This is a genomic window from Micromonospora sp. NPDC000089, assembly GCF_042899365.1.
In the GTDB taxonomy this organism is placed as follows: domain Bacteria; phylum Actinomycetota; class Actinomycetes; order Mycobacteriales; family Micromonosporaceae; genus Micromonospora.
In genome coordinates, this window is sequence record NZ_JBIAZT010000016.1 from 86,893 (window position 1) to 110,885 (window position 23,993).

At 73.1% G+C, this 23,993-nt stretch carries 23 protein-coding genes; 11 read left to right on the forward strand and 12 right to left on the reverse strand.

All coding sequences use genetic code 11. From position 1 onward, the window contains the following. Positions 1-53 precede the first annotated feature (53 nt). Positions 54-908 carry a helix-turn-helix domain-containing protein gene (locus ACFY3U_RS23790; RefSeq protein WP_387205491.1) on the forward strand — a complete coding sequence of 285 codons (855 nt, stop codon included), beginning with the start codon at positions 54-56 and terminating at the stop codon, positions 906-908. 63 nt (positions 909-971) lie between these two features. Next, positions 972-1,916, forward strand: coding sequence for an NADP-dependent oxidoreductase (locus ACFY3U_RS23795; RefSeq protein WP_387205493.1), 945 nt, complete (start codon positions 972-974; stop codon positions 1,914-1,916). Between the two features lie 31 nt (positions 1,917-1,947). Here the strand turns inward: ACFY3U_RS23795 and ACFY3U_RS23800 are convergent, their stop codons facing one another. After that, a complete protein-coding gene (locus tag ACFY3U_RS23800; RefSeq protein ID WP_387205495.1) occupies positions 1,948-3,345 on the reverse strand; it encodes an ATP-binding protein in 1,398 nt (465 codons plus the stop codon). After that, the gene (locus ACFY3U_RS23805) at positions 3,342-4,046 is read right to left on the reverse strand and encodes a response regulator transcription factor (protein ID WP_387205497.1); all 705 of its coding nucleotides are present in this window, start codon (positions 4,044-4,046) and stop codon (positions 3,342-3,344) included. The genes ACFY3U_RS23800 and ACFY3U_RS23805 overlap by 4 nt, the downstream gene beginning before the upstream one ends. Positions 4,047-4,138: 92 nt before the next feature. Between ACFY3U_RS23805 and ACFY3U_RS23810 the strand changes: the two genes are divergently transcribed. From ACFY3U_RS23810 to ACFY3U_RS23820, 3 genes are read left to right on the forward strand one after another with little or no spacing between them, the layout of a single operon-like run. Then, the gene (locus ACFY3U_RS23810) at positions 4,139-5,359 is read left to right on the forward strand and encodes a glycosyltransferase (RefSeq protein ID WP_387205499.1); all 1,221 of its coding nucleotides are present in this window, start codon (positions 4,139-4,141) and stop codon (positions 5,357-5,359) included. Positions 5,360-5,394: 35 nt separating this feature from the next. Then, positions 5,395-7,473 (forward strand): ArnT family glycosyltransferase, encoded by a 2,079-nt coding sequence (locus tag ACFY3U_RS23815; RefSeq protein ID WP_387205501.1) that lies wholly within the window; start codon positions 5,395-5,397, stop codon positions 7,471-7,473. Further along, positions 7,473-7,877, forward strand: a complete 405-nt coding sequence (locus tag ACFY3U_RS23820; protein ID WP_387205503.1) for a hypothetical protein — start codon at positions 7,473-7,475, stop codon at positions 7,875-7,877. The genes ACFY3U_RS23815 and ACFY3U_RS23820 overlap by 1 nt, the downstream gene beginning before the upstream one ends. A 174-nt stretch (positions 7,878-8,051) precedes the next feature. On the opposite strand, the gene ACFY3U_RS23825 is transcribed toward ACFY3U_RS23820, so the two are convergent. After that, on the reverse strand, positions 8,052-8,960 hold the full coding sequence (locus ACFY3U_RS23825; protein ID WP_387205505.1) for an SDR family NAD(P)-dependent oxidoreductase: 909 nt from the start codon (positions 8,958-8,960) through the stop codon (positions 8,052-8,054). Further along, positions 8,957-9,598 carry an NAD(P)-dependent oxidoreductase gene (locus ACFY3U_RS23830; protein ID WP_387205506.1) on the reverse strand — a complete coding sequence of 214 codons (642 nt, stop codon included), beginning with the start codon at positions 9,596-9,598 and terminating at the stop codon, positions 8,957-8,959. Before ACFY3U_RS23830 ends, ACFY3U_RS23825 begins: the two co-directional genes overlap by 4 nt. A gap of 56 nt (positions 9,599-9,654) precedes the next feature. On the opposite strand from ACFY3U_RS23830, the gene ACFY3U_RS23835 reads away from it, so the two are divergent. From ACFY3U_RS23835 to ACFY3U_RS23855, 5 genes are all read left to right on the forward strand, one after another. Further along, on the forward strand, positions 9,655-10,227 hold the full coding sequence (locus tag ACFY3U_RS23835; RefSeq protein WP_387205508.1) for a TetR/AcrR family transcriptional regulator: 573 nt from the start codon (positions 9,655-9,657) through the stop codon (positions 10,225-10,227). 225 nt (positions 10,228-10,452) lie between these two features. Beyond that, a complete protein-coding gene (locus tag ACFY3U_RS23840; RefSeq protein ID WP_387205510.1) occupies positions 10,453-11,178 on the forward strand; it encodes an ABC transporter ATP-binding protein in 726 nt (241 codons plus the stop codon). After that, the gene (locus tag ACFY3U_RS23845; protein ID WP_387205512.1) at positions 11,175-11,945 is read left to right on the forward strand and encodes an ABC transporter permease; all 771 of its coding nucleotides are present in this window, start codon (positions 11,175-11,177) and stop codon (positions 11,943-11,945) included. Before ACFY3U_RS23840 ends, ACFY3U_RS23845 begins: the two co-directional genes overlap by 4 nt. Positions 11,946-11,993: 48 nt before the next feature. Beyond that, on the forward strand, positions 11,994-13,313 hold the full coding sequence (locus tag ACFY3U_RS23850) for a sensor domain-containing protein (protein WP_387205514.1): 1,320 nt from the start codon (positions 11,994-11,996) through the stop codon (positions 13,311-13,313). A gap of 14 nt (positions 13,314-13,327) precedes the next feature. Next, on the forward strand, positions 13,328-13,972 hold the full coding sequence (locus ACFY3U_RS23855; protein WP_387205515.1) for a LuxR C-terminal-related transcriptional regulator: 645 nt from the start codon (positions 13,328-13,330) through the stop codon (positions 13,970-13,972). Between the two features lie 83 nt (positions 13,973-14,055). On the opposite strand, the gene ACFY3U_RS23860 is transcribed toward ACFY3U_RS23855, so the two are convergent. The 4 genes from ACFY3U_RS23860 to ACFY3U_RS23875 form a co-directional block, all read right to left on the reverse strand. Continuing rightward, the gene (locus ACFY3U_RS23860) at positions 14,056-15,363 is read right to left on the reverse strand and encodes a hypothetical protein (RefSeq protein WP_387205517.1); all 1,308 of its coding nucleotides are present in this window, start codon (positions 15,361-15,363) and stop codon (positions 14,056-14,058) included. 264 nt (positions 15,364-15,627) lie between these two features. Continuing rightward, positions 15,628-15,816, reverse strand: a complete 189-nt coding sequence (locus tag ACFY3U_RS23865; RefSeq protein ID WP_387205519.1) for a DUF4177 domain-containing protein — start codon at positions 15,814-15,816, stop codon at positions 15,628-15,630. Positions 15,817-16,039: 223 nt separating this feature from the next. Beyond that, positions 16,040-16,960 (reverse strand): LysR family transcriptional regulator, encoded by a 921-nt coding sequence (locus ACFY3U_RS23870; protein ID WP_387205521.1) that lies wholly within the window; start codon positions 16,958-16,960, stop codon positions 16,040-16,042. A 258-nt stretch (positions 16,961-17,218) separates the two neighbouring features. Continuing rightward, entirely contained in the window at positions 17,219-18,094 is an 876-nt protein-coding gene (locus tag ACFY3U_RS23875; RefSeq protein WP_387205523.1) for an alpha/beta fold hydrolase, read from the reverse strand. 71 nt (positions 18,095-18,165) lie between these two features. Between ACFY3U_RS23875 and ACFY3U_RS23880 the strand changes: the two genes are divergently transcribed. Next, the gene (locus ACFY3U_RS23880; protein ID WP_387205525.1) at positions 18,166-18,705 is read left to right on the forward strand and encodes a hypothetical protein; all 540 of its coding nucleotides are present in this window, start codon (positions 18,166-18,168) and stop codon (positions 18,703-18,705) included. Between the two features lie 24 nt (positions 18,706-18,729). On the opposite strand, the gene ACFY3U_RS23885 is transcribed toward ACFY3U_RS23880, so the two are convergent. The 4 genes from ACFY3U_RS23885 to ACFY3U_RS23900 form a co-directional block, all read right to left on the reverse strand. After that, positions 18,730-19,329, reverse strand: coding sequence for a TetR/AcrR family transcriptional regulator (locus tag ACFY3U_RS23885; RefSeq protein WP_387205527.1), 600 nt, complete (start codon positions 19,327-19,329; stop codon positions 18,730-18,732). Further along, positions 19,326-20,969: a succinic semialdehyde dehydrogenase gene (locus tag ACFY3U_RS23890; protein WP_387205529.1), complete on the reverse strand. Its 1,644-nt coding sequence runs from the start codon at positions 20,967-20,969 to the stop codon at positions 19,326-19,328. Before ACFY3U_RS23890 ends, ACFY3U_RS23885 begins: the two co-directional genes overlap by 4 nt. 54 nt (positions 20,970-21,023) lie before the next feature. Beyond that, a complete protein-coding gene (locus tag ACFY3U_RS23895) occupies positions 21,024-21,350 on the reverse strand; it encodes a TraR/DksA family transcriptional regulator (protein ID WP_387205531.1) in 327 nt (108 codons plus the stop codon). Positions 21,351-21,419: 69 nt separating this feature from the next. Further along, complete coding sequence (locus ACFY3U_RS23900) at positions 21,420-23,762, reverse strand: lysylphosphatidylglycerol synthase domain-containing protein (protein WP_387205533.1); 2,343 nt, start codon at positions 23,760-23,762, stop codon at positions 21,420-21,422. Between the last annotated feature and the right edge of the window lie 231 nt (positions 23,763-23,993).

The following is a 23,993-nucleotide window of genomic DNA, read 5'->3' on the forward strand; positions in this document are numbered from 1 at the left end:
GGCGGTGATCTCCTTCGTCGCGCTGCCCGGACCGGCCGGGGCACACTTGAGCCGTGGAACGTCACGAGTTCGGCGCCGCCGTACGCCAGTTGCGGGAGAGTACGGCTCCTGCGACTGTCGGGCTACCGATCGGCCGTCGGCGGGTGCAGGGGTTGCGGCGGGAGGAGCTGGGCGAGCTCGCGGGGATGTCCGCGGACTACGTACGCCGGCTGGAGCAGGGGCGCAGCCATCCGTCGGCCGGGGTGGTGAACGCCATCGCCCGCGCGCTACGGATCGGGCGGGCGGAGTACGAGCGGCTCTGCGCACTGGCCGGGTACGCCGCCGCGGACGGGCAGGTGCCGACCGAGATCGGTCCGGGCGCGCTGCGGCTGCTGGAGCGGTTCACCGACACCCCGATGTTCGTCTCCGACGCGGCGATGAACCTGGTCGCCGTGAACAGTGCGTTCCTGGCGCTGGGGCACTGGGAGCTCACCGGGGACCCGTGGGACTGGAACATCGCCTGGCGTACGTTCTGTGACCCGTTCGACGGGTTCAAGCAGTCCGTGGACGACGCGACCGATCACCAGGCGATCCTCGCCGCCCAGCTGAGGAGCGCGCAGTTGCGCTACCCCGCCGACCGGTCGCTCGCCGCGCTGGTGGACGAGATGCGGAGCCGGAGCCGCCTGTTCGACACCCTGTGGCGCGCGCCGAGACCGGTGGCGGCCTACGAGAGCAGCGCGGATTTCATTCATCCGGACGGCGCCTCCGTCACGCTGGTCGGCAGCATGCTGGCCATCCCGGGCGACGACCTGGCGGCGCTGATGCTCACCGCGGCGCCGGGCTCGGCCGACGCGGCGCGGCTCGCGGAGATCGTCGGTGTCGTCGAGGAGCCGGCCATCATCAAGGTGGGCCAGGCCGGCCCAGGCTGACCGCGCCGGATCCTGCGAAGTTGGGTGACGTCACGACGACACCCACCGGAAGCAGGTTCGGCAATGAAGGCAGTACGTTTCCACGAGTTCGGCGGTCCCGAGGTCCTGCGCTACGAGGACGTGGAGCGGCCCACCCCCGGCGCCGGTCAAGTTCGGATCCGGGTCGCCGCGACGTCGTTCAACGGTGTCGACGGCAACATCCGCGCGGGCTTCATGCAGGGCCCGATCCCGGTCGAGCTGCCGCACACCCCCGGCCTCGATGTCGCCGGCACGGTCGACGCGCTCGGTGCCGGAGTGGCCGACGTCGCGGTCGGCGACCAGGTCATCGGCTTCCTGCCGATGACGGCGGCCGGGGCGGCCGCGGAGTACGTGATCGCTCCGGCGGAGATCCTGACGGGGGCACCCAGGAACATCCCGTTGGCCGACGCGGCGGCGTTTCCGCTGGTGGGCCTGACCGCGTGGCAGGCGCTGTTCGACCACGGCAAGCTGACCGCCGGTCAGCGGGTGCTGATCAACGGCGCCGGCGGGGCGGTCGGCGGATACGCGGTGCAGCTGGCCAGGGAGGTCGGTGCCCGGGTGATCGCCACGGCCGGCCCCCGCAGCGCCGAGCGGGTCAGGAACGCCGGCGCCGACGAGGTGATCGACCACACCACCACCGACGTGACCGCGGCGGTGACCGAGCCGGTCGACCTGGTGCTGAACCTCGCACCGATCACCCCGGAACAGCTGGCCGCGCTGGTCACGCTGGTCCGCGACGGCGGCACCCTGGTCAACACCACCGTCTGGATGCCCGCCCCCTCCGACGAGGAGCGCGGCGTACGCGGCATCGACCTGTTCGTCCGCAGCGACGCCGACCAACTCGCCGACCTGGCCGCGCGGGTGAGCACCGGTGAGTTGCGCGTCGAGGTCGCCCAGCGGGTGGCGCTGGCCGACCTGCCCGCGCTGCACGCCCGGGCCGGCGCGGGTGAGCTGCCGGGCAAGACCGTCGTCCTCGCGCCCACCGCCTGACCCGTCCCCGGGCCCGCGTGGACCACCCTGGTCACCGTCGGTCGTCGCGGGAAACGGCTGCCCGCCCCGGGTTCGTGGCGGGCAGCCGGAGCGTGAAGACGTTGCCGCCGCCGCCGCGCGGTCGCACCGTCGCGGTCCCGCCGTGGCCGGCCGCGGTCTGCGCGACGATGGCCAACCCGAGGCCGGAGCCGGGCACGCTGCGCGAGGCGTCGAGGCGGTGGAACCGGCCGAAGATCCGTTCACGCTCCTCCGGCGGCACGCCCGGTGCCCGGTCCGCCACGGTCACCACGGCGTACCCGTCCGGGTCGACGCTCACACCGACCTCCACCAGCTGGTCGTCCGGGCCGAACTTCACCGCGTTGTCCAGCAGGTTGACCAACGCCCGCTCCAGCGCGCCGGCCCGACCCAGCACGCTCACCGGCCGGGCCGACAGCGCGATCCGCGCGTACGGGGTGCGCGCCCGGGCCCGGGCGACGGCGCCGCTCGCCACCTCGGCCAGGTCGAGTGGCGCCGCCGTCTCGTCCACCCCTGCCGAGCGGGCCAGCGCCACCACGTCACCCACCAGCTCGGACAACTCGACGCTCTGCCGGTCCAGGTCGCGCAGCAGTGCCGTACGGTCCTGCCCGCTGAGCCGCTCACCCGCGTGGATCAGCAGCTCCACGTTCGTCCGAAGACTCGCCATCGGCGTACGCAGCTCGTGCGCCGCGTCCTCGATCAGCTCCCGCTGAGCCCGCCGGGAGCGGCCCAGCGCGGCCAGCATCCGGTTGAACGCCTGGCCCAGCCGGGCGACCTCGTCGTCGCCGTCGACCGGGATCGGATGGGCCAGGTCCTGGGTGTCGGCGATCCGGGTGGCCGCGCCGGTGAGCCGGTGCACCGGGGCGAGGCCGGCGGTGGCCGTCAGCCGTCCGGCCAGTCCCGCCAGCATCGCCGCGCCCAGCACCAGGGCGAGCATCAGCGCCCCCACCTGTCGCAGCGTGGCGTCCCTGCCGGCCAGCGACCGGGCGAGTTGGATCGTGGCGCCGTCCGGGCCCCGGATCACGAGCACCCGGAAGCGGCCCTGCGGGCTGTTCAGCGTGTAGCGGGCGGACGACGACCGGCCGTCGGCCACCGCCTGCTCCCGCGCGCCGAACGGCAGTGGCGTGCTCCCGGGGGGCCCGGCGAACGTCCGGCCGTCGGGCTGGCGGCCCTGGATCCGCACCAGGTCGGGCCCGTCCAGGGGATTGGCGGGAATCCCGGGGATGGTGGCGGGGTCGATGCTGCCCGCCGGCCCCCGGGACAGGGCGGTCAGTTCCTGGTCGACCTGGCGCAGCAGGGTGTGCGAGAGGGCCGCGAAGGCCAGTGCGCAGACCAGCAGGGCGGTCGCGGTCACCGCCCCGGCGGTGATCAGGGTCAGTCGGGTCCGCAGCGAGCGGCGTCGTCGCCGGGTCACCGTGGTTCGCGCAGCACGAAGCCGACGCCCCAGACCGTGTGCACGAGCCGGGGTGCGCCGGCGGCCTCGAGCTTGCGCCGCAGGTAGCCGATGTACACGTCCAGGCTGTTGGAGCTGCGGTCCAGGTCGTAACCCCAGACGAGCTCGAAAAGCTGCTGCCGGGTGAGCACCTGCCCGGCGTGGTCGATCAGCGACTGCAGCAGGCTGAACTCGGTGCGGGTCAGCTCGACGGGAGTGCCGCCCCAGAACACCTGACGGGAGCGGCGATCCAGCCGCAGCGCGCCGAGGGTGGCCTCCTCCGGCTGCCCCTGGGACCCGGCGGTGCGCCGCAGCAGTGCCCGTACCCGGGCCAGCAGTTCCTGGAGCGCGAACGGCTTCGCCAGGTAGTCGTCGGCGCCGGCGTCCAGCCCGGCGACCCGGTCGCCGACGGCGTCCCGGGCGGTGAGCATCAGCATCGGGGTCCGGTTGCCGGCCGCGCGGAGCCGGCGACTTGCCTCCAGCCCGTTCATCCGGGGCATCATCACGTCCAGCACCACCAGGTCGGGGGCGTCGCTGGTCACCCGGGCCAGCGCGTCGACGCCGTCGCGGGCCAGCTCGACGGCGTACCCCTCGAAGCGCAGCGCCCGCTCCAGCGAGTCGCGTACGGCCTGGTCGTCGTCGGCCACCAGGACCCGGTAACGGGACGTCACGGGCTCCACCATAGGAACAGCCCCCGGGGTGCCGGCCAGCATTCTTAGACATTTCTTACCCCCGCCTGGGAGCTCTCTCAGAACCCGGTCCGAGGCTTGGCCCCATGCACGTGACGCCCTCGACCGGCCGACGGCCCCGGCAGATCGACCTCCTGGTGACGGCGCTGGACGTGGTGATCCCCGTCCACAACGAGGAGATCGACCTCGAGCCCTGCGTACGCCGGCTGCACCGGTACCTGACCGACAGCTTCCCGTACCCCTTCCGGATCACCATCGCCGACAACGCCAGCGTCGACGCCACCCCCGCCGTGGCCGCCCGGCTGGTCGCCGAACTACCCGGCGTCCGGGCGGTACGGCTGGAGCAGAAGGGCCGCGGCCGGGCTCTGCGGGCGGTCTGGGGGGAATCCGACGCGGCCGTGCTCGCCTACCTGGACGTGGATCTCTCCACCGATCTGGCGGGGCTGTTTCCGCTGGTCGCGCCGCTGCTGACCGGTCACTCGGACGTGGCGATCGGCACCCGGCTGGCGCGCGGCTCGCGGGTGGTTCGCGGCCCGAAACGGGAGTTCATCTCGCGCAGCTACAACCTCATCCTGCGCGGCACCCTCGGCGTCCGGTTCTCCGACGCCCAGTGTGGGTTCAAGGCGATCCGGGCGGACGTCGCGCGGCGGCTGCTGCCGCTGGTCGAGGACACCGGCTGGTTCTTCGACACCGAGCTGCTGGTGCTCGCCCAGCGGGCCGGGCTGCGCATCCACGAGGTGCCGGTGGACTGGGTCGACGACCCGGACAGCCGGGTCGACGTGATCCGCACCGCCCTGGACGACCTGCGCGGCATCGGGCGGTTGGCCCGGGCGCTCGCCACGGGCCGACTGCCGATCTCCGAACTGCGGCACGACCTGGGGCGGCAACCGCTCGCCCCGGGGGTGCCGGCCGGCCTGGGCCGGCAACTGGTCCGGTTCGCCGCGATCGGTGTCGCCTCGACGCTGGCGTACCTGCTGCTCTACGCGCTGCTGCGGACGGTCGTGCCGGCCCAGCCGGCGAACCTGGTGGCGCTGCTCGTCACCGCCGTCGGCAACACCGCGCTGAACCGCCGGGTCACCTTCGGCGTACGCGGCACCCGGGGCGCCGCCGGCCACCACGTGCAGGGCCTGCTCGTCTTCGCCCTCGGCCTGGCCCTGACCAGCGGCTCGCTGGCGCTGCTCGGGGCGATGGGCAGCGGCAGCACGCCGCGCCTGGTCGAGCTGGGGGTGCTGACCGCCGCCAACCTGGCGGCCACCGTGCTGCGCTTCCTGCTGTTCCGCTCCTGGGTCTTCCGGCCCACCCGATGACCGACCTCGATCCTCGACCTACGGGAGTTCCCACCATGGCAACGCCGATCGCCGCCCATCCCGCAGCCAGCCGGCCGCGCCGACTGCTGCACGGCCGGCCGGGCGACCCGGCCTGGGCCCGGCCCGCCCTGGTCGTCCTGCTGGCGGCGACCACCGCGCTCTACCTGTATAACCTGACCGGCCGCGGCTGGGCCAACACCTACTACGCGGGCGCGGTGCTCTCCGGTACGCAGGACTGGAAGGCCCTCTTCTTCGGCTCGGTGGACGCGGCGAACTTCATCACCGTCGACAAGCCGCCCGCGTCGCTGTGGCTGATGGCGTTGTCCGGGCGGCTGCTCGGGTTCAGCGAGTTCAGCATGCTGCTGCCGCAGGCACTGGCCGGGGTGGCCTCGGTCGCCCTGCTGTATTCGACGGTGCGTCGTTGGCACGGCCCGGCCGCCGGGCTGCTGGCCGGGGCGGCGCTGGCGGTGACCCCGGTGGCGGTGCTGATGTTCCGCTACAACAACCCGGACACGCTGCTGGTGCTGCTGCTCGTGCTCGCCGCGTACGCCACCACCCGCGCGGTCGAGCGCGGCGACGTCCGCTGGTTGATGCTCGCCGGCGGCGCCCTCGGGTTCGGCTTCCTGACCAAGATGCTCCAGGCGTTCCTGGTGTTGCCGGCACTGGCGCTGGTCTACCTGGTGGCGGCGCCGATCGGCGGGTGGCGGCGGGTCGGCCACCTGCTGGCCGCCGGCGGCGCACTGCTGATCGCGGCGGGCTGGTGGGTGGCCGCGGTCGAGCTGTGGCCGACGTCCCGACGACCGTACGTCGGCGGATCGACCGACAACAGCGTCCTCGGGCTGACCTTCGGCTACAACGGTTTCGGCCGCATCTTCGGCGGCGACGGCAACCCCGACGCGAGCGGCGCCCCGGGCGGCATGGCCCCGCCGGCCGGGCTGGACCTGCCCCCAGGGGTGGAACTACCGGGCGGGGGCATGGCCGGCTTCGGTGGCGGCACCGGTGTGACCCGGCTCTTCGACGACGCCATCGGCGGCCAGGTCTCCTGGCTGCTGCCGGCCGCGCTGATCGCGCTGCTGGTGGGTCTCGCGCTGACCCTGCGGGCACCGCGCACCGATCGCCTTCGTGCCTCGCTGCTGCTGTGGGGCGGCTGGCTGCTGGTCACCGGCGCGGTGTTCAGCTTCATGTCCGGCATCTTCCACGAGTACTACACGGTGGCGCTGGCACCGGCGATCGCCGCCCTGGTCGGGATCGGCGCTCGCGAGCTGTGGGCGCGGCGGGCCGGCCTGCCGGGTCGGTTGGGGCTGGTCGCCATGGTGGTGGCCACGGGGGCGTGGGGATTCGTGCTGCTGAACCGGACGCCCGAGTGGCATCCGGCGCTGCGGGTGGTGCTGGTCGTGGCGGCCGTCGTCGCTGCCGCGGCGCTGGTCGTCCCCGTTCGCCGGCTGACTCGGGTCGCCGCGATCGGTGTGGTTGCGGCGCTGGTCACCGGTCTGCTCGGCAGCGTCGCATACGCGTTGCCGACCACGTCGTCCAGCGCCGGCGGGCCGATCCCGAGCGCCGGGCCGGCGACCGACCGGGCCGGCGGCCTTCCCGGCGGGCTTCGGCTGCCGCCCGGGATGAACCTTCCGGCCGGCATGCCCGAGCTGCCCGGCGGCAACCCGGCCGGAATGCCGGGCATGGGCGGCGCCGTCGACGGCGAGGTCGCCCGCCTGCTGCGGGACACCGACACGACCTGGGCCGCGGCGACCGTGACCACCAGCGAGGCCGCCGCTCTGCAACTGGCCGCCGGACGGCCGGTGATGGGGATCGGCGGGTTCAGCGGCGGCGACCCGGTGCCCACCCTCGCCGCTTTCCAGCGGTACGTGGCCGACGGGAAGGTGCGCTGGTTCGTCGCGGCCCGCGGCATCGGTGGCGGACCCGGCGGCGGGAGTCCGTCCGGCGGCACCGCTCCCGCAGGCGCAGCCGTCCCCGGCGCCGGCCCGTTCACGGGCGGTGCCGGGCCGATGGGCGGCACCGGCACCGCGGCCGAGATCACCCGGTGGGTCCAGGACACCTTCAGCGCGACCACCCTCGGCGGACAGACCGTCTACGACCTGAGCAGGGAGAAGAACTGATGCGCAGCGCATGGCGACTGACGATTCCGGCTGTTCTCGTCCTCGGCCTCGCCGGTATCGCCGGCTGCGGCAGCGGTACCGGTGACACCGGGCACGGCAACGGCAGTTCCGGCGCCGGTTCGCCAGGCGATGCCTACCTGTCCTGCCTGTCAGAGCATGGAGTAGGCATGCCGGGGGCGCCGTCGGGCCTTCCCTCGGGCGTGCCGGCCCCGGGTGCCTCCGGCCTGCCGTCCGGGGCGCCCGGTGCCGGGATGCCGACGGCTGCGCCCGGCGGGATGCCGTCCGGCCTGCCCGGCGGGGAGTTGCCGAAGCCGCCCGGCGTCGACGACACCACCTGGCGGCAAGCCCAGCAGGCGTGCGCGTCCCTGCAGCCCACCGGCTTCCCGGCACCATCCGGGCAGTGACCCGGATCTCCCGGTTCCCGCGCTGCGGCGGGAGCAGGAGCCGTGGACCGCTGTAGGTGTAGCACCTCCCTTGGCGGGTGCTATCGCGAATTCACGCTGGTGTTGGTGTGGATGCGGATCTGGAGCGGTCAGGCCCTTGTTGGATGTTCAGCCTTGGTGGCGCGCCTTCTGCCGTCAGTTGGTGAAGTGGGTCTGGCTCAGGGTGAGGAGCCTCTGCTGAGTGGTGGGGTCGTGGGATACCGGCGGGGTGCTTGATTCCGCGTCGCGGTTGAAGTATCGGCCGGTGACACCTGAGAGACGAGGGTCGGTTGCGATGCGTGTCGTGCTGTTCGCTCCTTCGGTGGGGGTGAGCAGGCTTCGTCGGATCAGTGCGCGCACGGGGCGTAGCAGCGGGGGCACGAGGGTGTCGATGATGTCGGTGGCGACGATCCCGGGGTGCACGGCGTTGATGGTCACTCCGTCGGCGGCGAGGTTGCGGGCGAGTGCGTAGCCGGCGGTGACGGTCATGAGCTTGGCGCGTGCGTATGCCTCGAACGGCGTGAATCCCGCAGCGGGGTTGAGTTCCGCGAGGTTGTCGATGGCCGCCAGGTCGAGGGTTACGGAGCGAGGTCTGCCGGCGAGCTTGATCTGCCGGGTGTCGTTGAGCGTGTCGCTGGCGACGTTCACCACGCGGGCCCGGCCGTGTCGTAGCGGGACGTGCAGGAGGGTGGTGAGCCCGTAGGCGGCGAGGTAGTCGAGGGCGATGTGCATCTCGATGCCGTCTGCCGAGACGCGGTGTTCGGGGAAGTGGGCGCCCGCGTTGTTGACCAGAATGTGGATCTTGTGGTGACGGTCCAGGATGGTGTTCGCCGCGGTCACGACGTCCGCGCGCTGGGACAGGTCTGCGGCGATCACGTCGAGCCGGGTTGTCGCCCGCGAGTCGAGGTGTGCTCGCAGGGCGTCCGCGCGAGCGGGGTTTCTGGCAATGGCGACCACGTGCGCACCTGCGCGGATGAGGTCGGCGGCGATGATCTGGCCCATGCCACCGGTCGCGCCGGTGACGACGGCGACCTTGTCTGTGAGTTCGGGGATGTCGGCGTTCATCGGGCGATCCGCGGGTAGGCGCAGGGGTACTGCGGAGTCTCGGCCTCGTCGACCAGGAACGTGGCGAGATCGGCGCGTCCGACGGAACTCCACAGCCGCATGGGCAGGTCGGTGCCGGTGCGGTATTTTCCGGTCGCGTCGTGGTCTGACAGCTTCGGTGGCCGCACAATCGTCCAGGTCAGACCGGAGGCGGTGATGAGCGGCTCCATCGTCTCCTTGTCGCGCATCCGCTCGGCGACATTCGCCCACACCGCCAAGGAGTACAGCGAGCGGTCGTGCGTCTCCAGGACGCCATGGGCACTGACCGCGATCAGTCGGGTCACCCCGGTTGCCTTCATCGCTGTGACCGCAGAGCGGATGCCGTCGGTGCAGACCGTCGTCGGCCCCTTGTCCGCTCCGCCCAGAGTGCTGATCACCACGTGAGCTCCCGGCAGGGCGTGCATGAGGGCCGCGACGTCCGTGACGTCGGGCCAGGTCACTTCGACAAGGCCCGCCGCCGGTGGGATCGTTCCGGGCCGGCGGACCGGCGCGATCACGTCGTGCCCGCGTTGCAGCGCCGTGGACACCACCTGCCGTCCGCTGGCACCCGTCGCTCCGAGGACGACTATCGTCGTCTTCTGTGATGCAGACTGTCTCATAGATGAAGGATGCGCTCCCCGGCTTTTCGAGTCAAGTTGTCTCGTAAGATCGCCTCGTGGCCAGCGAAACAGACCCCCGATTCCTGCGAAGCCGGGAAGCGATCTTGAAGGCCGCCCGTCAGCTGCTGCTGGAGGGCGGCCCGGCCGTGGTGACGCACGTGCAGGTCGCCGGCCGCGCGGGAGTGGGACGCGCGACGGTCTATCGCCACTGGCCCAGAGCCGAACTTCTCCTCGTCGAGGCGATGGCCACCGTCCCGATGCCGTTCCTGGACAAGCCCACCGTTCCCACCCGGGCGTGGCTTCGACTGGAACTGACCGCGATCGCCCGACAACTCGATCTCGACGACGTGCGCGCCGTGTCCACAACTCTGGCCAACACCGCCCTATGGGACCAGAACATGGACGCCCGACGGGCGCAGTTCGCCGACATCCTCGCGGACCGTCTCGCGGCCGCCCTCGACGACGCCCAGGCGCGCGGCGAGATCACCCTCACGCTGGCCAGCCGGGACGCCGCCGCCATGGTCATCGGGCCGATCTACTACCGCAGCACGATCGAGCGCGCTCCGACCGATCCCCGCCTCATCGAAGCCGCCATCGCCGCCCTGGGCACCTGGTCCCCCGACCAGTGAGCACCCCACCCTTCGAGAAGAACAATCGTCGAGCGGGTGCGGGGCTTGCGGCGGGAGGAGCCCAGTGGGTCCGTCCAGCCGCACGCCGGGCTTCCTGTGGGCCGGGAACTTCGTCACGCAGGGCGGTGAGCCCGAATCGGTCGGCGGCGCTGGGGGAAAACCACCAGGCGGAGTCGGGTGGTTTCCGGCTTCTGGGCGACAGCGGCGCTGCCTAACGTCGATGTCGTGATCGAACTACGCGAGTTGACGAAACGCTACGGGGGCCGGACCGCCGTGGACGAGCTGAGCGTCCGGGTCCGGCCGGGGGTGGTGACCGGCTTCCTCGGCCCGAACGGATCCGGCAAGTCGACCACCATGCGGATGATCCTCGGACTGGACGCTCCCGATCATGGCGAGGCACTGATCGGCGGCGTCCGGTACGCGGACCTGAACTGGCCGTTGCGGACGGTCGGCGCGCTTCTCGACGCCGGCGCGTTCCACCCCGGCCGTAGCGGCCGGGCGCACCTGGCCGCGCTGGCGGCGAGCAACGACCTCCCGGCCCGCCGGGTCGAGCAGGTGCTACGCGTGGTCGGCCTGTCCGACGCGGCCACGCGTCGGGCCGGTACGTACTCGCTCGGCATGCGCCAGCGGCTCGGCGTCGCGGTGGCGCTGCTCGGTGACCCGGGTGTCCTCCTGCTGGACGAGCCGGTGAACGGGCTGGACCCGGAGGGCATCCGCTGGATCCGCGACCTGTTGCGCCGGCTCGCCGCCGAGGGCCGGACGGTGTTCGTGTCCAGCCACCTGATCACCGAGATGGCACTGACCGCGGACCGGCTGGTGGTCATCGGCCGGGGTCGGCTGCTGGCCGAGACCACCGTCGCCGAGCTGGCGGGCCGCCACGACACCCTGGAGGACGCGTTCTTCCGGCTCACCTCGCAGGCCGTCGACTACCGCGGAACGGAGGTCTCATGAACGGCTACGGATTCCGGCAGGTGGCCCGGATGGAGTGGATCAAGCTGCGCAGCGTCCGGTCGACGTGGTGGCTCACGTCCGCGACGGTGGTGGCGATGGGCGCGACCGGGGTCGGGGTGGGAGTCGGCTACCGGTCGCACACCCCGGTCGCCACCGCCGCCCAGATCCTGAACAACAGCCTCAGCGGGGCCATCCTGGCCCAACTCCTGCTCGGGGCGCTCGGCGCGCTGGTGGTGACCGGCGAGTACGGCACCGGGATGATCCGCTCGACGTTCGCCGCCGTACCGCGGCGGCGGACCGTCCTGGCGGCGAAGGCCGCGGTGTGCGCGGGCGCGGCGCTCGCCGTCGGCCTGGCCGGGAGCTTCGCCGGCTATCTGGGTGGGCAGCTCGCGATCGTCGGCACGGCGATCCCGACCGCTCCCCTCGGCGACCCCGCGAACCTGCGCGCGGTCCTGCTGACCGGTGTCTACCTGGCCGCCACCGCGCTGATCGGGGTCGGCATCGGGGCGGTGGTACGGCACTCTGGCGCCGCGATCGGCCTCTTGTTCGGGCTGGTCTTCGTGCCGCCGTTCGCGGTCGGGCTCTTCGGCGAGGACGGCATCGCGGTCGGCCGGTTCGTTCCCCTGTTGATGATGCTCAACTCGGTCACGGTGACCGCACCGATACCCGGGCTGTTCGCCGGCTGGATCAGCGCGCTGCTGATGTGCGGATACGCGGCGGTGGCGATCCTCTGCGGAGCCCTGCTGCTGCGCCACCGCGACGTGTGACCGACGACGCGTACCCGACGCCGATGCGTGACCGATGAGAATGGACCGATGACCGCGCTGCGCGCCCCGTTCACCACCGCGGCCCTGCGCCAGGCCGTGTTCTGCGTGGTCGGTGTGCTCAGCGCGGTCGCCGTCCTGGTGGTACCGGCGATCGTGCCCGGGCTGGGGGCCCTCTACCTCCGGCTGACCGGCGCCATGTCCCGGGACCCGGCGCCGACCGTCGCGCCGGTGTTCCTGGTGCTGTTCCCGCTCACCGTCGTGCTCCTGGTGGTGCTGGCCGCCCCGATTGGGCGGATGATGGGAGCCGTGCACCGTCGGCTCGCGGAGCGGCTGCTCGGCGCGCAGGTGGCCGCCCCGCCACCCCGACCGTCCCGGCGGATCGGCGCGCTGGTAGCCGACGGGCCGGGCTGGCGGGCCGTCGGGTACGGGCTGCTGAAGGTGCCGCTGGCCGTGCCGCAGGGCTACGGCGCGTTCTGCTACCTGTTCGGTCCGGTTAACCTCAGCTACCCGCTGTGGTGGCCGCTGTTCCGCAACCACCCGCCCGGCACCACCCTCGACCCGGTGCGGGCGCTGACCCCGTTCGGCGCGGTCGACGCGCGGACGTTCGCCGGCACCTTCGTCATCGCCGCTGCCGGTCTCGCCATGCTGCTGGCCGCGCCGTGGCTGATGCGCGCCGGCACGACCGCGGACCTGGCCGCGATGCGGTGGCTGCTCGGCCCGCGCCGGCTCGCCGAGCGGGTACGCGAACTGCAGGTCAGCCGGGCGCAGGCGATCGACGACGCGGCCACCATGATGCGCCGGCTGGAACGGGACCTGCACGACGGCGCCCAGGTCCGGCTGGCCACCCTGGCCATGCACCTCGGCATGGCGACCGAGAAGCTCGACGGCCCGGCACCGGATCTGGCGCAGGCCCGCGAACTGGTCGCGCTCGCCCACCAGGGTGCGAAGGCCGCCCTCACCGACCTGCGCGACCTGGTACGCGGGATCCACCCGCCGGTGCTGGACAACGGTCTCGGCGACGCGCTCGCGACGCTCGCCACGAGCAGCGCGGTCCCGGTCGCCGTGACCGTCGAGCTGCCCGACCGTCCGGCGCCCGCGATCGAGACCATCGCGTACTTCTGCGCCGCCGAGCTGCTCGCGAACGCGGCGAAGCACAGCCGGGCGACCAGGCTCGGGCTCAGCGTCCTCGGGTCCGGCGGCCGCCTGTCGCTGATCGTCACGGACGACGGCGCCGGCGGGGCGGACCCGGACGGCCCCGGCCTGACCGGCCTGGCTCGCCGGATCGCGGTGGTGGACGGTCGACTGCGCGTGCGCAGCCCAGCCGGCGGGCCGACCCGGGTCGAGATCGAGCTGCCCACACGGGTGTGAACGGAGGCGACGGCATGCGGGTGGTGATCGCGGAGGACGCCGCGATGATGCGTGAGGGGCTGGTCCGGCTGCTCACCGACCGTGGTTTCGAGGTGTGCGCCGCGGTGGGCGAGGCGGACATGTTGCGGTCCGCGGTCGCCACCTTCGCGCCGGACGTCGCCGTGGTCGACATCCGGATGCCGCCGACGCACACCGACGAGGGGCTGCGGGCGGCGATCGACATCCGACGCGACCATCCCGGGGTAGGGGTGCTGGTGTTCTCGCAGTACGTGGAGACCCGCTACGCGACCCGCCTGCTGGCCGACCGGCCCGGCGGCGTCGGTTACCTGCTCAAGGACCGGGTCGCCGACGTCGCCGACTTCGTGGCGGCGCTGACCCGGGTGGCGTCCGGCGGCACCGCGCTGGATCCGGAGGTGGTCGGCCACCTGATGCGGGCCGGGCGGGACACGCTCGGGCTGACGTCGCTGACCCCACGGGAGCGCGAGGTGCTCTCGTTGATGGCCGAGGGCCGGTCCAACGCGGGGATAGCCGCGGCGCTGGTGATCACCGCCGGCGTGGTGGAGAAGCACGTGGCGAACATCTTCGCCAAGCTCGGGCTGCCCGCCTCGGACGGCGACAACCGCCGGGTCCTGGCCGTCCTGCGCCACCTCGGCGGCTGACCACACGCGGCCCGGATGCACCGTCGCGCGTACTGGCCGGCCGGCAGCCGAGGTGGCTGCCGGCCGGCGGACGAGCTCTGGCCTCAGGGGACGAAGGTGACGTCCCGCAGGCGCGGCGACGGACCGTCCAGCAGGTGACCGTCCCGGCCTCGCAGCCACCGGTCGAAGAAGGCGGCGACCAGGGTCTCGTCGGTGCGGACGGCCCGGGCCGGATCGATGCTGCCGAGGGCCTCGGTGACGAAGCTGTCGGGCAGGCCGAGCTGCCGGGCGATCTGCGGGAGCAGCGGCACGGCGTCCTTGTAGGAGTTTTCACCCTTCGCGCCGGTGAGACGCAGATCGACGTGCCAGCCGGTGCTGTTGTCCCACAGCATCCGCCAGGACGGCGTCTGCTGGTGGTCGGTGAGCTGGTCGCCCGCGAACATGAACGGCCGGTCCAGGCCGCGCCGCGCCACCGGCCACAGCGCGACGGGATCCGGGATGATCGGCGACTCGATGCTGCCGCCCAGGTCGATCGCGGCCCTGATCCGGGAGTCGTCGCTCATCGCCTGGAGGGCGGTCAGCCCGCCCGCGGAGACGCCGAACATGCCGGTCCGGTCGAGATCCAGGGTGCCGGCGACGCCGCTGGGCAGCGGCCTGCCCTCCGCGTCCGGATTCGTGCCGTGGTCGAGCGCCGCCAGTTGGTCGAGCACGAAGCGGGTGTCCGCGACCCGGGTGTCGAACACCTTGGCCCCCACCCGCTGGAAGTCGTCGGGCTGCTGCGCCTGCCCGAACGCCTCCAGCAACCGGGTGCCGAGCACCCGGCCGTCCGGGAACTCCACCTCGGACGCGTCGTAGGTGTGGTCGATGGTCACCACCACGTACCCGCGGCTGGCCAGGTCCTGCACCGCGGTGGTGCCCCAGGTCCGCGGGTCGCCGGCACCGGGTGAGTACAGCACCACCGGGAACGGCCGCCCGCGCCGGGCCACCGGCGCGCCCCGGTGGCCGGCGGTCCGGGTCGCGGCGAAGTCCACCGCGCCCGCCGGTACGTGGTACAGGCTGGCCCCGACGCCGTCGGCGCTGCCGAAGTGGGCCGCCGCGCCGGGGAGCATGTGCGGCGCCCGCGGGAAGCGGCCCACGTCGGTGGCCGGGTACCAGAGGCTGACCATCAGCTCGCGCGGGGTCGGGGTGGACAGCCACGGGTCGGTGCGGGAGCGGTCGATCAGATGCAGGTCGACCGTGCCCACCGGATACCGCCCGGTCGGCGCCGGCAGGCTCAGCCGGGCCGGCCCGTGGGCGTCCGGCCGGGCCGGCGGTGCGGCGTCGCGGGAGGCGTACGAGGGTGCCGCGGACGCGACGGTGACGCAGCCGACGACCAGCGAAGCGATCAGGGCGGTACGCAAGCTCCGTGCCATGAGCGACTCCTGAGGAAGACCAGGGCCACCCCTGCGGCGGCCCTTCATCGACCTCACGCTATGAGCGCTACGTAGGTGGTAGAAGGCGGCTTTCCCCCACATCCGTGCCGGGGGCAACCCCCGGTTCTGCTGGTGTCGTCCACGTCGGCGGGGGCGGCGCTACGAACGACCAGCCGCGCCAGCGCGGATCATGACGCAAGGCCGGGCGGCCTGCTGTCACACGATGACGCTGCGGCCGCAGGCTCGGTCGTCCTGACCGGTGCGTCAGGCGTCCCGCTCGAAGATGAGCATGAGCTGCGTGGAGAAGCTCTTCCAGCCGTTCTCGGCGGACAGCGCATTGATCAGGGTCCAGCCCTCCTGGGCGTAGACATTCAGCACCTCCTCCATCTTCTCGGCGTCGTACTTGCCCAGAAAGAACCGGTCGCGTTCGGTCACGACCTTGTACACCTTCATGCGGAAGTCATCGTTTCGAAGAGCTGAGTCAGAATGCCGCCCGATGGCACCGGTGAAATGGCGATGCCGCTGCTCGGGCGGCCGGTTTCACCGGCCCTCGTTGTCGACCGGCGAGCAGGATCAGCATCGGGGGCTTCGGCGGGGCTCGTCCAACATCTGTTCGATCGGGTGCACCCGGACTCGGATGTGATGGGTCCCCCTGCCGGCTCGGACGCGACGCGGCTCAGTGGCCGCCGGGCTCGCCGTCGCTCCGCGGGTATTCCGGCACCTGGACCGCGTGGCGGGCGTGCAGCTCGTGTACCGCGGCACACACGGCATCCACGGTCGACGGTGTGACCGTCTCCGAACGCCACGCCACAAAGATCCGCCGCCAGGTAGGCGGTCGTCCCGGACGGATGACGAAACCGTCGCCGGCCGACGCCAACGGCGAGCACAGGGTCACCCCACGCCCCTGCTCCAACAGCTTCGACAGCTCCCAGGAGTCACCGCAGGCGACCACCCTGGGTGCGAAACCGGCGTCCTGGCACAGCTGCTCGGTGGCGCGGCGCAGGTACGAGCCGGTCGGTTGCACCAGCCAGTCGTCGCTGGCCAGCGCGGTGAGCGGTACGTGGTCGGCCTGCGCGTACGGGTGAGCCGCCGGTAGCGCCACCCACACCGGCTCGCGGATCAGCTCCCGGAACCGCAGCGGCTCCGGCGGAGCCAGCGGCAGCGCCGGAAAGTCGGCACCGACGCACAGGTCGAACCCACCGCTGGCGAGCTGCCGTACCGCGTCGTCGGTGTCGACGGTCCCGGCGCGTACCCGGAGGTTCCGATCCCGTTCCTGGACGATGCGGGCCAACTCGTGTGGCCACCAGGCGGTGCGGTAGCACGCCATGCGAAGCAGCAGCAGGCCCGCCTCCGCCCGTACGGCCTCCTCGGCCCCGCGAACGGCGGCGAGTACGACACGTGCCTGCCGGGCCAGCTCCTCGCCAGCGGCGGTGAGTTCCATACGCCGTCCACCGCGCCGGATGAGTTCGACGTCGAGATGCCGCTCGATACGTCGGATCTGTGTACTCAGGGCCGACTGTGCGATACCCAGGGATTTCGCGGCCCGAGTGAAGCTGTGCTCCTCGGTCAGGGTGAGAAAGTAGCGTAGATGGCGCATCTCCAGCTCCACATTGCGCACCCTACTGCCGTTTCTCGAAGATCACGTTTCGGCCGTCGGAGACCACCTCTCGCCTGCGAGAGCAGAAAACCAGGCACTGTCCGACGACTCGTATCAGTGACCACGATCAGGACGGCCCCGACATCAGGGGCCGTCCTGATCGAGCGGTGCCGGGGACGTCGTCCCGCACCCCGGCGCCACGACGACATTGGTGGACCTCTCACCGTCAGTTCGGCTCCGTCCCGGTGATCGGTCTGGTCACCCGGTGACGGTCGGGAGGAGCGCGGTCGCGACGTCCCGCGGGCGCTCCTCGTGCACGAACAGGCCGGCGCCCGGAATGGTCACCAGGTCGGCTCGCGGGAAGGTGTCGACCATCTGCTCGGCCCAGCCCAGCGGGAAGAACGGGTCACGGTCACCCCAGATCAGCCGGACGGGAACGTCGATGCGCGCGTGCAGGCCGGCGAGTTCGTGGACGAGCCGGGGCTCGAAGCTGCGCAGCACGCGCACCGCCGCCTGCCGTCGCGCCGGGATCTCGTGCAGCGGGCGGATGAAGAACTCGTCGAACTCGCCGTCGAGGAGCCGATGGTCGGCGAACGCGCCGCCGAGCACCAGCGGCTGCCGCCGGATCCATGGCGATCTGAGCGCCCAGCCCAGGCCCGCCGCGAAACCGGGTAGGCGTCCAGCAGCGAGGAAGGCGCGGAACCGTCGGTTCAGCCCGGCCGACTGTTCGGTGTTCAGCAGCGCCATGGCCCGTACCCGTGGGTCGGCGGCGAGCGCGTGGCGGGCGATCAGCCCGCCGCTGTCGTGCGCCACCACCGCCAGATCGGTCAGCCCGAGCAGGTCCGGCAGCGCACGGACGGTGCGGATGTGCTGGGCGATGCTGAGCGGGGTCGTGGCGTCGAACCGGCTGGACCCGGCACCGGGCAGGTCCACGAGGTGGCAGGTGACGTGCGCCGCCAGGTGGGGCAGCAACGTCCGGTAGGTCGCCCCGCTGACCGGCCAACCGTGGACGAAGAGCACGTCCGGGCCCTCGCCCACCCGTCGGTAGGCGACCTCGCCCGCCCCGACGTCGAGGAGGCGTTGCGGGGGTCGGCGGAACAGCTCTGCGGCCTCCGCCGCGGTCAGGGATGACATGACGACCTCCGAACGACGCGCTTTTGTAGTGGTCACTACAAAATAGCGTTGGTGCTCGGTATGATCAAGCCGTGGGCCACAAGTACTCCCGGGAGGAGATCCTCGAGGGGGCGCTCGACGCCGCCTTCGCCGAAGGGTTGAGCCGGCTCTCCTTCGGTCAGGTGGCCCGGCGTCTCGGCGCCAGCGACCGCGTCGTCGTCTACTACTTCCCGACCGTGGACGACCTGGCCACGAACGTCCTGCTGGCATTGGGTGGCCGGCTGCGTGAGACGCTCGCGCCCGCCTTCACCGCACCAGTACCCGACCACCGGGCGCTCGCGCGGGCCGCCTGGCCGGTGCTCAGTCGACCGGCCGCCGACCCCGTCTTCGCCCTGTTCCTCGAGGCCAACGGGCTGGCGGCCGGCGGCCGCGCCCCGTACCGGACGGTCGTGCCGCGCCTGGTCGAGGAGTGGATCGGGTGGGCCGAGGCACTGCTGACCGGTGATCCCGCCGATCGACGCGCCGAGGCGGAGGCCGCCATAGTGCTCGTCGACGGTCTCCTGCTGCTGCGTCAGCTCGCCGGGCCCGAGGCCGCGGACCGGGCGGCCGAGCGGATGGGTCTCACCGGCTAGACCACTGCGGAGCGTGGGTCGCCCTCAGCCGACGCGGGGCGGGGCCAGCCCGCCCAGGAGGGTGTCGACCAGCGCGTCCGCGTCGGCCTCCGACAGCGGACGCCGGGTCACCACGGCCCGCAACCACACCGGCCCGAGCAGCAGGTCGGCCAGGAGATGGTCGTCCACCGGGCCGGTCAGCTCGCCCCGGGCGCGGGCCCGGGCGGTCACCTCGGCGACGTGCGCGCAGTGCTGGCCGAGCACCTCGTCCGCGAGGCCAGCCAGCTCGGGATCGGCGCCGGTGTGCGCGAGCACGTCGGCGGCGAGCCGGCCGGGCCCCTCGCCGAGGAAGGACGCCTTCGACCGCACCAGGGCCACCAGGTCGCCGCGGAGCGAGCCGGTGTCCGGCACCGGCAGGTCCCGCGCGACGGCGTGCCGGAAGGTGGCCGCCACCAGCGCCGGCTTGGACGGCCACCAGCGGTAGAGAGTGGTCTTGTTGATCCCCGAGCGGCGGGCCACGCCCTCGACGGTCAGCCGGGCGTACCCCTCGTCGGCCAGCAGGCCGAGCACGGCGGCGTGGATGGCCGCCGCGCCGCGCGGGCCGCGACCGGACCGCGCGCCGCCGGCCGGCTCGGCGGCGCTCACCGACCAGTGCGGCGCAGCAGCCGCAGCGCCGCGGTCATCCGCCGGGTCCAGGCCGCGGTCGCCGCGCCCGGGCGGTGGTACGCCGGGGCGAGGGCGAGCCCGCGCTGCCGGGCGACGGTCTTGACCCGGGTGAACCGGAGCAGCCCCTCGTCGCCGTGCCGGCCGCCCAGCCCGGAGTCCTTCCAGCCGCCCATCGGCGCGTCGATGCTGCCCCAGACCGCCGAGTAGCCGTCGTTGACGTTCACGCTGCCGGCGTCGATCCGGGCGGCGACCGCCTCGCCCCGCGCGCCGGATCCGCTGAACACACTGGCGTTCAGCCCGTACACGGTGTCGTTGGCGAGGGCGACGGCCTCGTCGTCGGTGTGGAAGCGGTAGACGGCGACGACCGGGCCGAAGGTCTCCTCGGCGTACATCGTCATGTCGGGGGTGACGCCGGTGAGCACGGCCGGCTCGACCACGTACGGGCCGATGTCGGAGCGGTGCCGGCCGCCGGTGTGCAGGGTGGCGCCGTGACCGACGGCGTCCGCCAGGTGCGCGGTGACCGTGGCGAGCTGGCGCTCCGAGGCCAGCGAACCCAGGTCGGCTTCGAAGTCGCCGCCGACGCCCAGCCGCAGGGTGGCCGTCCGGGCCACGAACCGACGGAGGAACTCGTCGTGCAGCCGGTCGGCCACGTAGACCCGCTCGATCGAGACGCAGAGCTGCCCGGCGCTGGCGAAGCAGGCCCGGATCGCGCCCTCCACCGCCTGGTCCAGGTCGGCGTCGTCGAGCACCAGCAGCGGGTTCTTGCCGCCCAGCTCCAGCGACGCGGGGACCAGCCGGCGGGCGGCCTGCGCGGCGACCTCGCGACCGACCCGGGTGGAGCCGGTGAAGCAGACCAGGTCCGCGCGGGCGGTGATCTCGGGGCCGACCTCCGCACCCTCCCCGGCGACGACCTGCCAGAGCGCGGCGGGCAGGCCGGCCTCGACGGCGAGCGCGCGCAGCCACAGGGCGGTCAGCATGGTGGCCGGATCGGGCCGGTGCACCACCGCGTTGCCAGCCATCAGGGCCGGCAGCACCTCGGCGGCGGCCAGCGACAGCGGGTAGTTCCAGGGTGAGACGACGCCGACCACGCCCACCGGGGACCGCAGTTCACGGGTGCGGGTGAGCACCGGCAGCGCGCCGGAGCGTCGGCGCGGACGCAGCAGCCGGGCGGTGCGACGCGCGTAGTGGCGGGCGTTGATCGCCACGTCGAGGACCTCCTCGACGGCGTGCCGGCGGGCCTTGCCCGACTCCAGCTGGATCAGGTCCAGCCCCTCGGCCTGCCGGTCGAGGACCAGGTCGTGCAGGCGCAGCAGCACGGCCGCCCGGTGGGCGACCGGCAGCGCCGCCCAGGCCCGCTGGGCGTCGGCCGCGTCGGCGAACGCGGCCGCCACGTCGGCCGGGCCACTCGACGGTACGGCCGCGGTGGGCCGGCCGGTCAGCGGCGAGGTGGGGGTGAAGACGGGACCGGTCGCGCGTACCGCGTCGAGCCGGGCCGCCGCGGTGGGCGGCAGTGTCGGTGGCTGGCCCCCGGCCGCGGGGTTTGCCGCGGTGGCGTCGGTCTGGTCAGCGGGGTCACGGACGATGGTGGCGCCGGCCGAGCCGGAGCGGTGCGCGGTCATGCCGAACAGCCTAACGCAACGCGACGTTGCGTTGCATATGATGTGACGGGCGCCCTACGCGCAGGCGACGCAGCAGCGGGCGAACGGCCGGATGGCGAGTCGCTCCTCGGCGATCGGCTGCCGGCACCGTTCACACACCCCGTAGGTCGCCGCCTCCACCCGGCGCAGCGCGTCGTCCACGTCGGCGATCCGCGCCCGTGCGGCGCCCAGCAGCGCGATCAGCTGGGCACGTTCGAAGCCGATGGTGGCGCCCTCGGGGTCGTGCTCGTCGTCGGCGTTCGAGTCCCGGGATGCGGCGAACAGCGCCTCCAGGTCGCGGGCGAGCGTCGCCGCCTCGGCCTCCGCGTCCACCCGCAGCCGCAGCAGCTCTTCGCGGATCATCTCCCCAGCCTAGGCCGGGTCGGCGGCCAGGACGGCTGCGCTCACGAGGCGCAGAAGCAGGGGGCTGCGTCACAACAGCCGGCGCCGGTTCATCACCTGCAGGGCCAGGTAGCCCGGCGGAATCGGCAGCCAGAAGGTCGCGAGGCGGTAGATCAGCACGCCGGCGATGGCGGTGTCCAGCGGCACCCCGTAGAGCACCAGGCCGGACACGAGCGCGGCCTCGGTGGCGCCCAGCCCACCCGGGGTGGGCGCGGCGGTGGCCACTCCCTCACCGACGACGCTGACCAGCACCACCGGCGGCACGACCGCCAGGTCGAACGGCAGGCCGGCGGCGAGGAGCGCGACGTAGAGGCACAGCGCGTAGGTGAGAGTGAGCGCCTCGGAGGCGGCGACGAGCCGCCGAAGGCCTTTCTGGCGGGTCGACGCCCGTAAGGCGGCGACGACCTCGCCGGCCGCCGCGCGGCCCCGGCGCCGCAGGCCGGGCGCGGCGAGGGCGGCCGCCAGGAGCAGCACCGCGGCGATGACGGCCAGCAGAATCGGTAACGCCCTGGCCGCGTCGTGGGCGATGACCTGGGCGGGCTGCCTGGCGAAGGGCAGCAGCACCGGCAGGAGCACCACGACCGACACCACTCCGGCGGTACGGGCCACGGCGACGGCGGTGGCCGCCGCGGCGGTGCTGAGACCCTTCTGATGCAGGTAGCGCAGACTGAGCGCGGCGCCGCCGAGGCTGCCGGGTGCCAGCCGGTTGGCGAACGAGGCGGCCACCTGCACCAGGGTGGCCTCGCGCAGCGGAACCCGGTTGGCCGTGGCCAACCGCAGCACGACACCGCTGAGCAGGTAGGTGAGCGCTGAGCCGAGCAGGGTGGCCGCGAGCGCGATCGGGTTGGCGTGCAGCAGGAGCCGCGCCGCGACGCGCACCTCGCCGAGCTGCGCGAGCACCAGGTGCACGACCACGCCCAGGACCAGTAGTTCCGCGACGCCGCGGGGGCCGATCCGGACCACCTTGGCCGCGGGCAGCTCGCGGTGCGGGCAACGTCGCATGATCTCGGCGCGCAGGCGCGCCAGCATGTCGTGATCGGCGTGCACGGCGCCGCGGCCGGCGCGGGAGAGCACCGGCGGTTGCAGGAACGGTACGCAGTCCGCGACCGCCTCGGGCCCCAGGCACCGCACCGCCTCGGCGACCACGCCGGCGGGGTCGACCCGGGTGGACAGCGCGACCATCAGCTCGACGACGTCGCGGGCCAGCTGGTCGTCCCGGGCGTCGTCGATACCGAAGCCGAAGTCCACCAGGTACGCGCGATCCCCGCCGACGAGCACGTTCGCGGCGCGCAGATCGCGGTGCGCGATGCCGGCCCGGTGCAGCAGCGCCACCTGTTCCCAGGCGTCCCGCACGGCGGAGATCGGTAGCGGCCCCACCAGGTCCTGCAGCGCGACGGCGGCCACGAACTCCTGCACGAGGACCGCCTCGCCACCGGCCAGGACCGCGGTCGTCACCACGTCCGGCACCCGGGCCCCGGCACGTTGCGCCAGCAGGGTCAGGCAGACCTCGTGCTCGCTCTGTTGCCGGGCGCTCAGATACGGCGGTGCGTCGGCGACGTTGCGGTACCGCAGCCGCCGGTAGAGCTTGTAGGCCCAGTCGGCGTCGCGTTGCTGGCCGCCGGTGACCTTCACGAACAGCCGCCGCCCGTCGGTGGTGACCGCCTGCCACGGCTGCGACCCGCGGGCGTCGCCGCGAACCGGCTCCAGCCGGGCCACCTCGATCCCCCGGCGGCGCAACGCCAGCCGTAGGGCGGGCGCCGACCGTTGCGGACCGACCTCGCCGACCACGAGACGGGTCAGGCAGACCGCGAGCCAACCGACGAGGAACCCACCGACCACGTCGACCGGCAGGTGCGCACCGACGTGGATCCGCGCGACGGCGACCCCGCCGATCAGCACCCAGGCCGCGCGGCGCCACCGACCGCCGCCGGCCCGCGCCACGACGAGCGCCAGGGCGGTGGCGACCGCGACGTGCCCCGAGGGGTATCCGTACCGCCCGCTGACGGTGTCCCGCAACACCACGTCGGTGAGCAGCGCCGCCGGCCGCTGCCGGGCCACCGCGATCTTGACGACCAGCGCGAGCCAGTACGCGAGGTTGCCGGCCAGCAGCAGCCGCCACGCCGTACCGACCCTGCGGGCGATCACGGCCGCTGCCGTGGCGACGTACACCGCCGGGTAGGAGCCGGCCTGCATGAGCAGGAACAGCGGTGACGTCACGCCCGAGGGAAGGTGGTTGAGCAGGCCGAACAGGTCCTGCTCCCACCGCGCCGCGGGACGGTTCCGGGTGGCCACGCTCACCGCCACCAGCAGACCGGCCGAAGCGACCAGGTTGACCAGCAGCCCGGGCGACGGGCGATGAGTCCGCGTTACCACCGCTGCCCGGCCGCCCCCTCGTCCGCTCGGCTGCCTGCTGACCTCCCGAACCTACGCAGGCCGCTGCCGGGGGACGGGAGCTATGACCGCCGGTCGACCGTTCGGGTCGGCAATCAGCGTCCCGTCGGACGGGTGGCGGCGCGTGGGGTACGTACGGGTAGCCATCAGGGTCAAGACATGCGCCCTCCGGGTGGTCCACCGTCCGTGACCGGACGGGTGGCCACGAGCCGA